Below are 16771 nucleotides of genomic sequence, written 5' to 3'. Positions count from 1 at the left end.
AATGAAAAGATTGAAAGAAACATGGCTACTACTATTTGTATATTTTTCATTGTATTATCTTTTATTGATTATTATGGTTGAAATCCTAATTGCACTAAAGCGTAAGCCATTAAATTATGAACAAATTTTTCTTGAGATGTATCGATTACTGTTCCTGATATTGGCGTTCTAAATATACCTTCATCCCAAACGAAAATAACTTTTCCTTTAAAATCTCCTCCTATCGTCCAAACTGCAACACCTCCTCCTACAGCTGTTTCATTAGCATAAATAGTACTTGTTGATGGTAATTGATTTGCCAAAACTCTTCCTTGTGTATCAGAGCCTAACAACGCAATATCTTTTGTATCTCCAAAAACATTACTTAACTGATTGGTTATTGAACTTCGCGCATTTATTTCTCCATAACTACTATAAGGACCTGTAATCCCAAACGAATTTAAAATTGCACTAAAATCGTACTGCGGATTATCTATGTTAATAATAGCTACACCTCCTAATTTTACATAATCAGCAATTTTCTGTGCATTTGTACTCGAAACTTTTTCAAAAAAGCCATTAATAATATCATAATTAACTTTTAATTGAGCTGCTGTAGTCGTTTCTAGAAGCGATGTAATATTTGAAAACTCAAAACCAGTAATCCCTTTGAAGGTTCCTGTTGGACCATAATTTACAGGATTAGTTAATTGGCTATTATAGGCAGGAAAAGCATTTCCTCCAATTACCCAAGAACCATAAGAGCCTAATCTTATTTTTCTTGGTGTTTCTCCACTAGAATCACACGTATTTTTTATACAATTCCAAATAGTCCCATTGTATAACTTGGTACATTTATCTTGGATATCGTACACCAACATTCCTTCTTTTGGATCTTTTATTGCATCTGTAACTAGGTTTGGTGTTGCACTAACATGAGGAACTCTAGTAATTACCATTCCTTTTGTACTAGATTCTAGTGCTAAAAATCCATTTGGAACATTATCTGGCCAAACTTGTTGTTTAGTTTGAGTTGTAATTCCTACATTCGTATAACCGTCAGGTGTTCCACCTAAACCAGAATTGTAGCATAATGGTTTAGATATGAAATCTTTTAATGCAATAAGAGATCCTGCTAAACCTCCTTGTCCAGATATTGTTAATTGTGTAAACCAAGTTGTACTTGTTATTTTAAAGGCACCACCACCACCATAATCACCATATAGTCCACCTGTTATCTTGTTTCCTGTAATAGTAGTATTACAACTTGTTATTGCAGAAATTGTGACAGCTCCTTGATTAGCTGTAAAGTTAAAATCTTCTCTTCCTGAAGGAACTGGAGAACTCCCTGTAGCTCCAATTACAAATACTAAATTATTGACAGGCCTATCAAATTTTAAAGTTACAACCCAAGGTGCATCTGCCACTCCATTGGCATTAGAAGCATTATATCCTACTCGTATAGACTTTGCTCCTAATTGATAACAAGGTAATGAAGCATAAGCTACTGGCCATTGATCAACAAAACCTACTGAAGAACTACTAATATTAACGCCATTAATTGTCGTTTGACCATTAGGAGGTATAGCATATGTTTGTGCACCTAATTTTATTATATTACAGAATAGTAATAAAAGTATAAGATTAATTATCTTTTTCATTGATTATATTTATTTGGTTGTTATATTTTTTAGGTGTCCAAAGAAAATAATGATTCAATTATTAACCTAAAAACCTTCTACTCAACAACTACTCTATTTAAATACAATACTATATCCCAATAACTTAACAAACAAAAAAACTTTATAACAATAGATTTATTGTAATTTATCTACAAACTTTCTAAGCCATATAGTAAAATCTTCTTCAGTATTTAACTTCAATTTTTTTCGAAGATTATAGCGATTATTCTCTACTGTTCTTATAGATTTATATGTATATTTTGCAATCTCTTTATTTGAAAAACCTAAATAGATATATGAACAAAAAGTGAGTTCTGAAACTTTTAAAGTTGAATTTATTTCTAATATTTTGCTTGAAAAGCTTGGATAAATCTCTTGAAAACGACCCCAAAAATGAGGAGAATTTTGTTCAACCAAATTACTTAATTCAAAAAAATAATTATTCGCTTTCAATTCTAATTCTTCAATTTTCTTTTGCTTCTTATCTATTTCAACTCCAACTTCTTTTATATTACTCCGAAGTATTGTTTTAATTTCCATGATATTCAAAATCTCTTTCTTTGTTTTAAGAAAACGTACATACCAAAAAATCATTCCTACAAATGAAATACATACTACTATGAAGAAAAAAACAACTATTTGTTTACTATTTTCTTTATGATTTTGGTCTCTTTGGTCAATAAGTTGATCGAAGGCTAATTGAACAAGCTCTTTATTCTTTACATCAAGAGAATCATTCAAAGCTTGATATTTGTATAAATAAATGGTAGCCTCTTTACTATTTATATTATTTGTTATATAATAATTTGACAAGTCTTTATATATATACATCTCGGTTTCTTTCGATCCTATTTTTTTTGCATTTTCAAGTGCCTTTTTATAATAAATGATTGTCTTTTCTATATTTCTTCTTTCTTCTAATTTAGCAAGTCCAATGAAAGTAGTGTAGAGAAACTGTGCATCGTTCTTCTGAAGTAATTTGATAGATTTATTAAAATACTCATTGGCAATTTCATGCTGTTGAAGACTCAAATAATAATCCCCATATTGATTATATAAAGTAGAGTAATAATAATAGTCATCTTTTTCGTTGAAATGTTTTTTTAACAGCTCTTCCTGTATCTTTAGATGTTTGAATACTGAATCTTTATTGTTTTGAATCTGAAAAGTGTTTGATAAATTCTGATGAGTAAACAAAATAGATAAATCTTTTAAATCTTTATCTTCTATATTTTTTGATATTTTCAATTGCTTTCTATACTCTTTAATAGATATTTCGTATAATTTAAGACTTGTATATGCTCGCCCTCTCAATCTGCAAACTTCAGCTTGCATCGAAGGCGTAGATTTATAAAAGGAGGTTAATACTGCATTTTCAAGATAAAAAAGTCCGTCTTTATACATTCCTATTGTTAATAGTACGTTAGATATATTAAGATTAGCCTTACATATCCCTTTGTCATATTTATTATTTATTGATAGAGTTAATGCTTTTTTTGCATTTTTCAAAGAAGATATTAGTTCCATCTTTGCATATTCTTGCTGAGAAAACTCTAACAACTTGTCTATATCTTTGAAAGTATTTGATTGCGCATTTAATACTACCATTGATATTAATAGTAATATAAATGAGTGTATTTTCTTCATAAAAATCAAATTGATTAAAATTGTAAATCAATAACCGTATATTGAATCTAATATCTTTGAATGTATCATTACCACATCCAATGATTTTAATATAAAAATCCCAAACCCTACCTAAGCAGTAGTATTTAATTAATATTAAATTAGTATCTGATGATGATACATAAGTTACTTTTAATTAAAGAAAGTTTAGAAAAATAAAACATTAATTAAAGAAGGAGGTGGTCTTGTAATTTTTTGTATTAAATAAAAATTACTTTCCCAACAGTTATAGGTGTAATCATGTATAGATGCGTTTGAATAATCGTCTTTCTGATGCAAAAAAATTATCTTTTTAAAAGTATAAACCTGATAACAAATAAATGCAAAAAACATAAAAAAAAAGCATACCCTAACTTTCCTCGAAGGACATATTGAAATAGAAATAATATACTTATTTTTTTTCTTACACATTTTTAGGTTGGCTAAAGATGCGCAAAGAAAAGTATCAATAAAATAATAACCTTAAAATAGAATACTCATTCACTACTCTATTTTTTTACAAACTGAAAATCAATGAAAAGCGTTTTTTATCAAACTAAAATCAATACTTTTTTTAACGATAATGTAAAGCCTTCATCTGTGTTTAAACTTTTTTTCCATCATGCTAATTAATTTTAAAGTGTATTTCACTATTTATTTATTCGTCTAAATGACAAGCAATTTCTTGATTATTTATAATTATTCCTTTCTACTTCTACTGTTTTAGTTTTATAATGATGTTACAAGTTGTGAAAATAAATAATGGGCGAACAATGAGATTATTTCATTATTTCGAGAATAAGTAGGTATTTGAATCTAATTACGTAAAACCGTAAAAACAAACATTATATAGTTAATATTTTTACATGGAAACATACAAATATAGATTATGGACAATCTTAGAATATTATTATCCATTATAGGAGTAATTATTGCATTAATCAGCCTTATATATGCAAAGAAAAGTTTTAGTAAAGATTATGGAGTAGATAGAGAAAATGAACTAATTGAAAAGTTAAGGTTTGATTTTTTCGTAACAAGAAATACTTCTTTAGAATGCTCTCAATTAATCAAAGAATTAATCGAAGAATACAACTTAGGGGAATCATTATTTATCGATTCATTTACCTATAACGATTATTTAAGAAACCTTATCCACTCTCAAGAAAAAAATTTAAAAGAAGACACTATTGAAAATGCTTTAAATCAAGAAGCTACTATTCCATTCCATGTAGTTGAATCAATGATCAAAAGTATAAATAAACAGAAAAATGAACTATCACAAATTTACACACATTTAGAAATCGTAAAACACAATTTAAAAAGTGATAAAAGAAAAAGGTAATATAATTTTCTATTGTTGGATACTATTTTTAATTATAGAAATTAGAAACCTGATAAAAAAAGAATTAGAAAAGAATACTCTCAATTTGAGATTTAGTCTTATTCTATCATTTTTTAGTAATCCCTTTATTTCACAAAACTTATTCTATCATTATTCTCTGCTGTATCTTTCCCCCATTCTGCAATAGCTTTAAGCACAGGAATAAGTGTTTTTCCAAACTGTGTCAATTCATAATCTACTTTAAGAGGAGGTTTACTAGTATGTACTGTTCTGGTAATCAAACCATCTGCTTCCATTTCTTTTAAATGTAGGCTCAATGTTCTTTCTGTAATCACTTTACATTCTTTCCTCAATTCACTATAGCGTTTTTTTTCTATTAAATGTATGAGAATTACAGCTTTCCACTTTCCTCCTATATATCTCATTGTCAAACTAGTGGAACATGGGTATTGTTTATTGTCTATACTGTACATCTGTTACTATCAATTTTAACCGTTATTGCAAAGGTAAATTACTATATTTAGTTTTGCAACAATAAAAAGTATAGTATAATTTAAATTTAAAAATTTATGAGTTTTTTAGATCTTGCGAAAAGTAGATATGCAACCAAAAAGTATGATCCTACAAAAAATATTTCGACAGAACAAATTGAAGAATTAAAGGAAATAATACGATTAAGTCCCTCATCTATTAACAGTCAACCTTGGAAATTTACATTTGTCACGAATAAAGATGTAAAAAAACAATTGGCCTCTCAATCTTATACAAATGAAAATTCAATTAACGATGTAGAGCTTTTAGTTGTCTTTAGTGTAATGGAAAATATAGAACATTTTGAGAAACGAAATCTTTCTATTCTTCCTGATGCATGGGTGAAAGGTTTTTATGAACCAATGATAAAATCGAATGGTAATACAGCTGTAGAATCTTGGATGAAACACCAGGTTTATCTTTCTTTAGGCTACTTTTTAAGCGCCTGCATTAGCATGGGACTAGATGCTACTCCAATGGAAGGAATTAATAAAAAATCCTACAAAGAAATACTATCTCAAGATGGATACCAACCTTTGTTTGCTGTTACGGTAGGTTATGCCGATAAAGATGATTTAGCGCATCCAACTATCTTACCAAAATCTCGTTTTGAATTGGATGAAGTTATCCAATCAATTTAAAGAATAAAAACAAGTTATTTACGTCTAAATAAAATATTAAATAACAAAGACTTACAAGATATTAAAATAATAAATTAAAAAGCATTCAGAAAAAGTTTAGAATATTACATTAGTAATAAAAAAAAGTCCATATTCATATGGACTTTTTTTTATTATTTTTTTATAAATTTCAAATTTACGATTTTACCTTTGTAGTCTGTCCTTAAAATATAATTTCCCATTGGAAGCTTTTCTACAGAAACCTTATTATCTTTAATTATCTCTGTTTTTAGAAGTTGACCAACATAATTATATATTTCTGCTCTAGCATTTTCTGTTTCTTTAGAAAAATATAAGAATGAAGTTGTTGGATTAGGATAAATCTTGAATTCAGAATCCAGAATTTCATTAATTGCTAAATCAGATTTAGGTAAAATAATATTTTGACCATATACAGATGTTTCTGTATTATCTACATTTTCATTAAAGGTTAAAACAAATTCATCTTCTGATGTCTTAACTAAATTATGATGAGATTTAAATGATTCTCTTGTTAGCAATGGTAATGTTTCTTCTTTTAAATCAAATTCTCCATTACTATTTAATCTCGTAATGTGTGTTGTAAATTTTTGAACCGTAAATTCTTTTCGATTATCATATGCAAAAACTGGTTTATCATTATCTAATAATAAATTTCCTATATGCGCTTTAGCATTATTTAAAGAAATAGGAAATACTTCTTTTCCATTATCAGAAAATAATCTTTGTCCTGTTTTTTTATCAAATTTTTGAACATATTCACCTATATAATTTTGTGAACTTGCACTATTATAAGTCGAAATTGCCCAAATATGATCTGTCCCTTTTTGCGAGGCTACTTGTATATCTTTTTCGAAATAAGCATTATTTGTATTAAAATCAACACCTCCAATTCCCCAAGGTAGAGAACCGTCAGAATTGACTCTTACTAAATACGAATCTGAACGTCCTGCCATTCCACTTGTGAAAGCATAATAAATTACATCGTTTTCAAAAAAACTACTATTTTTTGAACTCCAAGTAGATGTTTTATCCGATAACATTACAGGCTTTTCCCATACTGTATTTCCTTTGTTATCAAAACTCTGTGCAAATAAATTAGTATAATTACGTGTTGTAATTTTGTGAAAAACAGCAACTACATTTCCATTACTTTGTTCATAAAGTTTAGATGGTACAGTACTTTTAGATATCTCATCGGAATAAATGATTGATGGATTTATCCAAATTGGTTTTCCTTCGCTTGTAAATTTCTGAAGACGAGCATTTACTTTACTAGAAGGCCAATAACTAATCATAATTTCACCATTAGATAAAGGTAAAATAGTAGGTAAATATCCTTCTCCTAATTCAATTCCATTTAGCCCCCAAGGTAAATCACCATTAGGCGTTACTTTATAAACAAATGCTAAAGTCCCATTTCCACTTCCTGTTATACCTATGTATAAATTGTTTTCTTTGTCTAAAATAGTATTTTCAACCATAGTATAACTAGACATTGGAATTTGATTGCTAATTAACTTTCCTTCTTCTCCAAAAAGTTTATGTCCATTCTTATCCAACAATTGTAATCTTAACTCATAAAGTATAGGTGAATCTACTTTTTTCCAAAACCCAACGTATGTTTTCCCATCGCTTGTAGCTACTGAAAAAGAAGCTCCACCATTTTTTAAGGAAATAACTGAATTTGTATTTGTATCCGTTGTCCATTGTGCTTGCGATATTGTTGCGAATAAAATACTAAAAGATAAAATTAATTTTTTCATATTATTTGTTTTTAGTCTTACAAAACAATTAGTATTTAAAATTTAATCCTAAAATAACACCACCTACTTAGCACACACTATCATTTTTTTCACACCTATTTACTACAAAACAATAATGAATTAGTTTAAATCATTCATATGTTGCGAAAGAGTTTAAATAATGGTAAATATCAACTTGTGTGTTTGTAAGATTAAGTTTTTTCCTAAGCCTAGTTCTAGAATTCTCTATAGTTTTAGGAGTTACATTCAGTAAATTGGATATTTCTTTTGTATTCAATTTTAGCACAATCATAGCTGCCAATCTTTTATCATAAGTCGTGAGATTAGAATGCTTATTTTCCAAATTTTTAAAAAATGATTCATGAACATTTACAAAATGATGTTCAAATTCTTCCCAAGAATTGGTTTTCATATTTGTTTTTATCTCCATGATAATTTTAGAAATATCATCTACTATCTTTTGGTTTTGTACTTTCAATTTAAGATGATCAATTTGTTCCATTATTGATTTAAAAACCTCCTCTACTTTAGATTGCTCCATAGATTTGTAAACAAGCTGTTTTTCTTTCATATGATTCTCTATTTCAAGTTTATTATTCTTTTCTTTTTGAAGAAGCTTTTCTAACTCTAATTTGGAAACTTTACTTTTATAATTAAGCACCAATAAAATTGAAATGATAATACATAAAATAAGGAAAATACTTCCAGCTAAATAATATGTTTGTTTTTTTGTTTGTATCAATTCATCTATTTTTTTCTGAGACTCATAATCGTGTTTTAACTTTGTCCGTTCCACATTTACAGCTTTCTCTTCTATATTCAAATGCTCACGAATAGAATCATATTTTTTAAATGTAATCGCAGCACTTTTATAATCTTTTATATTCAAAAAAGTTGTGTAAGAAGTCCAAAGCAAATCTCTATATTCAAAATTGGCATTAGATTTATTTGTATATGAATCCATTTTTTTTACATAATAAAGAGCTTTATCATAATTTTTAATACCATTAAAATAATTAGCTAAGTAGAAATAAACCAAAGAAAAAGTTTTTCTTTTTTCTATTTTTTCATGATTTAATATCTTTTCAGCTTCATTTAGATAATCATATGCCTTGATATTATTTCCTTGAAACGAATACACCTTACCTAAATTTGCAAGAACAAAAACTTTAAGTTCAGGATTATTATAATTCTTAAGTTTAGTTAAAGCTTTGGAAAAAAAATAATTTGAAGAATCTAATTTCTCAATCGAAAAAAATGCATTACCAAGATTATTAAGAGTCTTTATCTCTTCATAATTATTATTATTTTGGATATGTTGTTGAAGTAGTTTTTCATAGTATTGTATTGCTTTTGGTGTATCATTTAATTGAGAATAAACAAACGCAAACATATCATTAATCTCTGCAATTTTTTTTGGAGATTTCCCATCGTAAATTTTATATGCTTTTCTAGCATAATCTAAAGCTACATCAAAACGATTCGTTTCTGAGTATATTTTGGATGCTTCTATATAGAAAACACCTAATTCATCATTCGTTTTTGCATCAATATATGCTTTATTTAAAAAGTCTTGTGTTTTAACCCAATCTAAGTTTTTATATTGTTTTGCTTTTAATAAAAATGATTCACTACTTGTATTTTTAACCTGAGCATTAACGAAATTGAATAAAAGAAAAATTTGAAGGATAATGAATCGAGATTGTGTCATTAAAAATATTTTTGTGTTAATTTTTTAAATCTACAAAAAGATTTAATCTTATTTTGACCTTCGTTTTATTTTTTAACTGTATTAACCTTTTGTGTATTTTAAATAATGCTAATTTTTAAATTATTTATATTTCTGTTGAATATTTTTTCGTTGATATATTGAATGACTGTCATTGCGGTAATCTTTGTTAATATCCTAGTTTTAAACCCATCAAAAGATTTGGCATAATTGCTTCTTACCATAAATTGGTCACACATTTGAGAAAATAATGTATCAATTTATTTACATATTTTTTAACGAGAACTACGAGCAATCTTACAAATTTCCAAAAGCATACTATCCACTATAAAAATATCTTCCGACTCATTAAATATTTCAGCAAGTTTCAGGCTGATGACATTTTGGTAAAACATCAGTTTTTTTCTTCTATTGTATACTGTGCAATTTATTTTATAGTTAAACACGATAGAAGCTTACGGAAAAAGTCACTTTCGCTGTACAGCCCCATGTATTCAGCGGTCAAACTTAGACTAATAACCTCAAGATAGCTTAATATTAATACTCTATGCTGAATGGGCAATTGTTTTCTGTAGATATTTTTCTTAAAACTTCCAATATTTTTTCTTAATTCACAAGTAAGTTGTTCATTTTAAATCGTTTTGTAATTAAAATAATTTACTAATTATCATCGTAATGAACAACTTATTTTTAATTATAAAAATCATAATGCACAATGGATTTCTATTAATTGTCTTTCGATACTATTGTTGCACATAGATGGATATTATAATAACTGTTTTCGGTATTAATGTTTCAGGAAAAAGAATAGCATCTTAAATATAATCAACTCATTCTAACATATCAGCAAAGGTTTTAATCGCTTTTTCCAAATCCTCTTCTGTTAATGTTCCATAACCTAATCGCAAACCGTTTATTCCTTTGTCAAAACTATAAGAATCTGGTGTAATGATTTTAATACCTTTTTCGTTCATTTTTTTAGCAATAGATTCCCAGTTTTGGTATTCATTCGGAACTATCCAAATAGCTAAACCACCTTCAGGAACGTTAAAAGAAGCTTTTCCTTTTAAATGTTTGTTTAAAAGTTCTATTGTAAAATCACGTTTTTGTTGGTAAAGATGTGTTGCTTTTTTAATATGTCGTTTAATGGTTCCGTCTTTAACAAGTTGTAAAACGGCTTGTTCCATTATACTATCGCCTTGTACATCGATAATCGAACGTAATTCCCCTACTTTTTTAATCAAAGAAGAATCATTACTCGCTAAATATCCGATACGCAATGCCGGAGCAACGACTTTGCTCATGGTACCAATGTAAATGTAATTTTGGAGTTCTTTGAAACTCGATAAAGGTAAAACCGGACGATATCCAAAATGAAATTCATTGTCGTAATCATCTTCGATAATGGTAAATCCGTATTGGTTTGAAAGTTTTATTAATTCCAATCTCCTTTTCAAACTCAATGTAACAGTTGTGGGATATTGATGATGCGGCGTTGTATAAAGTGCCTTGATTTTTTTTGATGATTTTAAATATTTTACAACTTCATCTACCAACAATCCATCTTGATCAACCGAAACCGGAAGCAACTTCGCTCCTGCACTTTCAAAAGCTTTCCAAGCAGGTTTATAGCCCGGATTTTCTACCATTACATAATCTCCCTTTTCTAAAATACAATGAGCAGAAAGATACATCGCCATCTGGCTTCCACGAGTTATACACAAATTTTGTTCCTGAACCTGCATTCCTCTTTGATGATTAAGCATTTGAACAATGTTTTTCCTAAATTCTAAATCTCCAAATACATTACTGTAACCCATCATTTGCCATCTTGCTTTTCGATGGAAGATTTGACGATAAGCTCTTGCCAGCTCTTTAATAGGTGCAATTTTACTGTCGGGATATCCGTCATCAAACATAATTTGAATTAAAGGATTTGAAATATCTTCTAAAGAGATTTCTGTCTTCTCGTTTTTTACAGCTTCTTCAAAATCGGGTAAAGAATCGGATACAAAAGTACCGCTTCGTTCTTTAGAAATTAACCAACCTTCTATCAATAAAACATTTAGAGCTTCGACAACCGTATTCCGATTAACGTTCAACATTGTGGCTAAATTCCTACTTCCGGGCAAAGCTTCACCCGATTTTAATCTGCCTGATTGAATATCATTTATTAAAGCATCGGCAATCTGGAGATAAATTGCTTTATCTGATTGACTATCTAATTGAATTTCAAATTTCCATTCTCGTAACATCTGGACTAGCTATTTTTATAAAAACTGTATCATTAAGACAGTCCAAAGATAAAATACTTTTGTATTGCAATAATGCATTAAACAATAAAAATTTTTAATCATGTCAAAATTAGAAAACGCAACAGAAGTAAAAAAATCGATTCATGCCGAACAAAAACAATTCAGTTCTAAAGATTTTCATCAAACCTTTGCAAGACCTACCTATTTAAAACCTTCGCACATTATTCACAAAAACGTTGAAAATGCAGGAGTTCACAATCAATTTTCGGAAGAAAGAAAACATCCTGTATTTTTTGTAGATCTGCCAAGTAAAAATGTAAGTATGACTATTGGAGGTTTGTTACCAGGACAGAAAACACATTTACACCGCCACACTTATGAAACTGTTTTATATGTGGTTGAAGGTAAAGGTTGGACTCGTGTTGAAGACGAAATTGTAGAATGGCAAGCGGGCGATGCTTTATACATTCCTTCTTGGGCTTGGCATCAGCATCAAAACCTAAGCGATACCGAACCAGCGAAATATATTGCGTGCGAAAATGCTCCTCAACTTCAAAACCTTGGCGTGGCATTACGAGAAGAAGAAGGAAGAGATTTTTAACGATAAAAGAACTTTAAAACAAAAAGAAAAATGAACAATATACCTTTTAAAGGCGTGATTGCTTATCCGGTAACGCCATTTGATCAAAATGAGAATATAGACCTTCCGTTGTTTAAAAAACAAGTCGAGCGTTTGGTTACTTCCGGCTCGCATGCGATTGCTCCGTTGGGAAGTACAGGTGTAATGCCTTATCTAAACGATACAGAAAAAGAAGCTATTACCGAAGCTACGATGCAACAAGTCGCAGGTCGAGTTCCCACATTAGTAGGTGTATCGAATCTTACAACAGAACGAACGATTTACCATGCTCAATTTGCCGAAAAAGCGGGTGCAACAGCTGTTATGATTATTCCGATGAGTTATTGGAAATTATCGGATCAGGAAATTATAAAACATTATGATTCGGTTGCTTCTAAAATTTCTATTCCTATTATGGTTTATAACAATCCTGCAACAAGCGGAGTAGATATGTCGTCCAATTTATTGAAACGATTATTGGAAATTCCTAATGTTACGATGGTAAAAGAAAGTAGTGGCGATGTTCAGCGCATGCATTACTTAAGAAGAGAATTAGGTGAAGATGTTGCTTTTTATAACGGATCAAATCCTTTGGCATTAGCCGCTTTTTCAGCTGGTGCAAACGGTTGGTGTACGGCAGCTCCGAATTTGATTCCCGAATTAAACATCGCCCTGTATAATGCTATTCAGGAAAATGACTTGCAAAAAGCTCGTGAACTATTTTACCAGCAAATGGATTTATTAAAGTTTATTGTTGCAAAAGGATTACCAAGATCTATAAAAGCTGGATTGGATTTATTGGGAATTGGCGGAGGGCACTTTAAAAGTCCTTTAAATGCTCTAAACGAAAACGAAGTTGAAGAACTTAAAAACATTTTAAAAACATTAAACTACAACATTGAAGAGTAGTAACTTTTAAATCAAAAATAAAATGAAAAAAGCTATTTTTTACCATGCAGGTTGTCCTGTCTGTGTTAGTGCTGAAAAAGATCTTTTAAATTTAATTCCAAAAGATCTAGTTGAAGTTATCCATTTAGGTACGGATAAATCAAAAATTAAAGAAGCCGAAAATGCAGGTGTATTATCAGTTCCTGCTCTTGTTCTAGTAAACGGAAATGTTTTGCATATCAATTTCGGAGCTTCTATCGAAGATGTAAAATAAATTATAAACTTCTCCCGAAAAACTAACTTTTGGGAGGGGTTAAAAAACTTCTTTATTCTTATTAAACTATTTAATACATAATTTATTATATAAAAATTAACTGATTATCTATCCAACCATAATTTAAACTGCGGCATTCTTATTCGGCTTACAATTACTTCTGCATTTCGATCACGTTTCAAAATGACTTTTGTCTTTTCGTTAAAATATTTGTGCATACTCTCGATACTGTTGATGTGTAAAATATACTGACGATTTACACGAAAGAAAAACTGTGGATCGAGCTGTTCTTCTAGTTCTTCCAGATTGTATGGTACCGTAATAGATGAATCATCTCGTAACCTGAAATAAACGGTTTTATGTTCAAGAAAAACATAATCGATATCTTCTACAGGAATAACTTTGTAGATTTCGCGGTAGTGAAGTAAAAAACGACTTTTGTATTTTTTTTGTTGGGTTTGAAACATATTCACAAGCAACCCTAAATCATCATCAGAAAATTTAGGTTTAATTCTTTTCACTTTTTCTAAAGCCTCTGCTAATTCTTCTTTAACAATAGGTTTTAGTAAATAAGCAGCACCATAAACTTTAAATGCTTGTAAAGCATATTCGTCGTAAGCCGTTGTAAAAATAACAGGTGATTGAATGGTTACATGTTTGAAGATTTCAAACGACAAACCATCAGCCAAACGCACATCCATAAAAATTACATCAGGATGCGTATTTTCGTTCAACCAGGCAATACTTTCCTGAATAGTAGGCAGAATCGCCAACAAAATGGTTATATCTTCATATTTATCGATAATACTTTTTAACAATGCAGCATTGTGCTGTTCATCTTCTATTATAATGTACTTCATGGCATTGTTTATAAATTTAACAAAGGTAACTTAACTTCAAAACTTGTTACTGATATCTTAATTTCTGGCATTTCTCCTTGTAATAACTGATAGCGTTCCTGAATATTTTTTAACCCCATACCTGTACTTTTGTAATCGATATTAATGCGTTGTAAATTGTTTTTTACTACAATTGTTCCATCTTCAGAACTATCAATAGATAGTCTTAGAGGTTTTTTAATGGTAGAAATATTATGTTTAATGGCATTTTCCATCAATAATTGTAAGGTTACTGGTGGAATTCCTTTTGTTTTATCCGCTTCGCTAATATTTACTTCGAGATAAATACTTTCTCCATGTCGAATTTTAATCAAATGAAAATAGGTTTCAACAAACTTTAATTCTTCTTCCAATGCGACTACATCTTTTTTCCCACTAGTTAAAATATAACGATACACTCTTGAAAGATTTGCTAAAAATTCTTGAGCTCCTACTGGATTTGTTTCGATCAATTGAGTTAGAATACTGAAATTATTAAACAGAAAGTGAGGATCTAATTGTAATTTCAGAACTTCTAACTCTGATTGTAATGCATTCTCTTTCAATTGAAGCGCATGTATTTCAAGTTTATTACTTTCAATGACTTTTGCTTTCCATTTTTCAAAAAAGAAAAAAGAATGATAAAAACTATTAACAAATGCCGCAACTACAACATTTACCACTAGATATTGACGAATTTCTAATTCTATTTCTTTATTCGTAATAGAAGGTTCTGGCCAAATCAATTCATAAACTACATTTTCAAGATACAGCAACATAAACATAGAGCCAATTACAACACCTGTGGTAAGGAGGAAATGTGCTAACACACTATCTTTAAAAATAGGTTTTTGATTCACCCAATTAGAAAGTAAGGCAATAATTCCGAAAAGAACCGTATACATGACTACACCGCCCATAAGACTTGCTAAAACTTCCGTCCATTTTGCTTCTGTATAGAAAAACCACCAACTACTTTCAGGATTCAATAAATACTGAATCAAATGTGCTAATCCCAAGGAAATTAACACACCGCTCCAATAAAAAAATGGTTTCCATTGTTGTTTACCTATTACAGTATCTTTAAATTTCATTTAATTTCCGCCTAACGATTTGTATAAAGCAATGTACGCATTTATTTGTTTCTGAATAGCTGATGTATGTGCCAACTCTGTCTGGAAATAAGCTTGTTGTACCGTTAGTACTTCCAAATAATTTGCTTCACCATACTTATACAACATTTGTGCATCAGCAATGGCTTTATTCATGGCTGATTTTCTTTTATTTACTTCTATTATTTGTTCTTTTATTCCGTTAATGTTATTTAATGAAGTGCTTACTTCTTCTACCGCAGTCAATACCGATTTTCTAAACTCGTGTACAGATGCTTCTCGTTGATGCAGAGCTTGCTCATAAGTTGACTTAATCGTTCTTTTGCTAAAAATAGGTTGCGTTAATCCTGCTGCAACTGTTCCAAACAGTGAAGCCGGAATAGAAAACCAATTACTTGTTTTAATTGCATTTAATCCGCCTTGTCCTGTAATTTTCAAACTTGGATAAAAATCTGCTTTCGTAATTCCAACACGTGCATTAGCTGCTTGTAGCAATAATTCTTGCTGTTTTACATCGGGACGATTTTGCAATATATCTGTCGGAACACCAGCTTCTAGTGAACTTAAAAAAGACGCATTAGTAAAAGAATTCACACGCTCTACCACATCTGGATAACTTCCTGCTAAGGTCTGTAAAGCATTTTCTTGTGCTTTAATACTAGTTTTTATTTCAGGAATTAATGCAGCTGTTTCGGCTAGCTGAGCTTCGGATTGTTTAATTGCTAATGAACTTACATCGCCAACAGAATATTGAACATGAAGCATATCCAATGTTTCTTTCATACTCTTATATACTTCTTGTGTAATACGTAACTGTTCATCTAAACTCAGTAAATTATAATACGCTTGTGCTGTTTGAGCGATTAACTGTACGCGTAATGCCCGACGGTTTTCAGCCTGACTAAGATAGTTAGCTAAAGCTTCTTCACGTTGTTTTTCCAACTTTCCCCAAAAATCAATATCCCAAGAAACAGAAGGTGCAAAATTATACTCTTCGGACAGTTTTGTACTCGAAAATGAACCCATCATACTATTTTTAGAAAGCTGTTGTACGCCTGCACTTACTTGTAGATTAACATCAGGTAGATAATTTAGTTTCACACTTTTCAGTAAAGCTTCAGTTGCTAAAATATGTTCAGCAGCAATCTTTAAATCTAGATTATTTATAATGACCTTATCGATCAAGCTTATCAATTTATCATCCTTAAAAAAATTTTGATAAGTCGCAATTTCCTCAACATTACCATTATTCGTTATAGGATTATCTGTATATTCTGTTGGAAGATTAAGATCTGGACGTGCATAATCTTGCGTTACTTTACAAGATTGTACTAACAAAACCAAAATTAATCCGATTCCTATATTTTTTATCGTTATTTTTTTCATTTG

At 29.7% G+C, this 16771-nt stretch carries 14 protein-coding genes and 1 pseudogene; 5 read left to right on the top strand and 10 right to left on the bottom strand.

Features of this window, described 5'->3' with window-relative positions:
- Nucleotides 1–71: 71 nt before the first annotated feature.
- A complete protein-coding gene (locus E4J94_RS17210; protein WP_135837016.1) occupies nucleotides 72–1640 on the bottom strand; it encodes a hypothetical protein in 1569 nt (522 codons plus the stop codon).
- Nucleotides 1641–1796: 156 nt separating this feature from the next.
- The gene (locus E4J94_RS17205; RefSeq protein WP_135837015.1) at nucleotides 1797–3308 is read right to left on the bottom strand and encodes a helix-turn-helix domain-containing protein; all 1512 of its coding nucleotides are present in this window, start codon (nucleotides 3306–3308) and stop codon (nucleotides 1797–1799) included.
- 907 nt (nucleotides 3309–4215) lie between these two features.
- Here E4J94_RS17205 and E4J94_RS17200 point away from each other — a divergent pair.
- Complete coding sequence (locus E4J94_RS17200; RefSeq protein WP_135837014.1) at nucleotides 4216–4671, top strand: hypothetical protein; 456 nt, start codon at nucleotides 4216–4218, stop codon at nucleotides 4669–4671.
- A gap of 125 nt (nucleotides 4672–4796) precedes the next feature.
- Here E4J94_RS17200 and E4J94_RS17195 read toward each other — a convergent pair whose 3' ends face one another.
- A complete protein-coding gene (locus E4J94_RS17195; RefSeq protein ID WP_135837013.1) occupies nucleotides 4797–5144 on the bottom strand; it encodes a winged helix-turn-helix transcriptional regulator in 348 nt (115 codons plus the stop codon).
- A gap of 96 nt (nucleotides 5145–5240) precedes the next feature.
- On the opposite strand from E4J94_RS17195, the gene E4J94_RS17190 reads away from it, so the two are divergent.
- Complete coding sequence (locus tag E4J94_RS17190; RefSeq protein ID WP_135837012.1) at nucleotides 5241–5843, top strand: NAD(P)H-dependent oxidoreductase; 603 nt, start codon at nucleotides 5241–5243, stop codon at nucleotides 5841–5843.
- Between the two features lie 152 nt (nucleotides 5844–5995).
- On the opposite strand, the gene E4J94_RS17185 is transcribed toward E4J94_RS17190, so the two are convergent.
- From E4J94_RS17185 to pdxR, 4 genes and pseudogenes are all read right to left on the bottom strand, one after another.
- A complete protein-coding gene (locus E4J94_RS17185) occupies nucleotides 5996–7627 on the bottom strand; it encodes a T9SS type A sorting domain-containing protein (RefSeq protein ID WP_135837011.1) in 1632 nt (543 codons plus the stop codon).
- A gap of 130 nt (nucleotides 7628–7757) precedes the next feature.
- Nucleotides 7758–9338: a tetratricopeptide repeat protein gene (locus tag E4J94_RS17180; RefSeq protein ID WP_135837010.1), complete on the bottom strand. Its 1581-nt coding sequence runs from the start codon at nucleotides 9336–9338 to the stop codon at nucleotides 7758–7760.
- Between the two features lie 98 nt (nucleotides 9339–9436).
- Nucleotides 9437–9616, bottom strand: a pseudogene (locus tag E4J94_RS17995) (IS982 family transposase); the annotation flags it as partial.
- Nucleotides 9617–10186: 570 nt separating this feature from the next.
- Nucleotides 10187–11611, bottom strand: a complete 1425-nt coding sequence (gene pdxR / locus E4J94_RS17170; RefSeq protein ID WP_135837009.1) for a MocR-like pyridoxine biosynthesis transcription factor PdxR — start codon at nucleotides 11609–11611, stop codon at nucleotides 10187–10189.
- Between the two features lie 100 nt (nucleotides 11612–11711).
- On the opposite strand from pdxR, the gene E4J94_RS17165 reads away from it, so the two are divergent.
- From E4J94_RS17165 to E4J94_RS17155, 3 genes are read left to right on the top strand one after another with little or no spacing between them, the layout of a single operon-like run.
- Complete coding sequence (locus E4J94_RS17165) at nucleotides 11712–12212, top strand: cupin domain-containing protein (protein ID WP_135837008.1); 501 nt, start codon at nucleotides 11712–11714, stop codon at nucleotides 12210–12212.
- 30 nt (nucleotides 12213–12242) lie between these two features.
- Nucleotides 12243–13139, top strand: a complete 897-nt coding sequence (locus tag E4J94_RS17160; RefSeq protein ID WP_135837007.1) for a dihydrodipicolinate synthase family protein — start codon at nucleotides 12243–12245, stop codon at nucleotides 13137–13139.
- Nucleotides 13140–13161: 22 nt separating this feature from the next.
- Entirely contained in the window at nucleotides 13162–13392 is a 231-nt protein-coding gene (locus E4J94_RS17155) for a thioredoxin family protein (protein WP_135837006.1), read from the top strand.
- A gap of 104 nt (nucleotides 13393–13496) precedes the next feature.
- On the opposite strand, the gene E4J94_RS17150 is transcribed toward E4J94_RS17155, so the two are convergent.
- From E4J94_RS17150 to E4J94_RS17140, 3 genes are read right to left on the bottom strand one after another with little or no spacing between them, the layout of a single operon-like run.
- Nucleotides 13497–14252 (bottom strand): LytR/AlgR family response regulator transcription factor, encoded by a 756-nt coding sequence (locus tag E4J94_RS17150; RefSeq protein WP_135837005.1) that lies wholly within the window; start codon nucleotides 14250–14252, stop codon nucleotides 13497–13499.
- A gap of 8 nt (nucleotides 14253–14260) precedes the next feature.
- Nucleotides 14261–15364: a sensor histidine kinase gene (locus E4J94_RS17145; protein ID WP_135837004.1), complete on the bottom strand. Its 1104-nt coding sequence runs from the start codon at nucleotides 15362–15364 to the stop codon at nucleotides 14261–14263.
- Nucleotides 15365–16768 carry an efflux transporter outer membrane subunit gene (locus E4J94_RS17140; RefSeq protein WP_135837003.1) on the bottom strand — a complete coding sequence of 468 codons (1404 nt, stop codon included), beginning with the start codon at nucleotides 16766–16768 and terminating at the stop codon, nucleotides 15365–15367.
- Between the last annotated feature and the right edge of the window lie 3 nt (nucleotides 16769–16771).

Source organism: Empedobacter tilapiae (genome assembly GCF_004785645.1).
Lineage (GTDB): Bacteria > Bacteroidota > Bacteroidia > Flavobacteriales > Weeksellaceae > Empedobacter > Empedobacter tilapiae.
The sequence above is the reverse complement of the archived record's forward strand: the minus strand, read 5'-3'. Positions and strand labels throughout refer to the sequence as shown.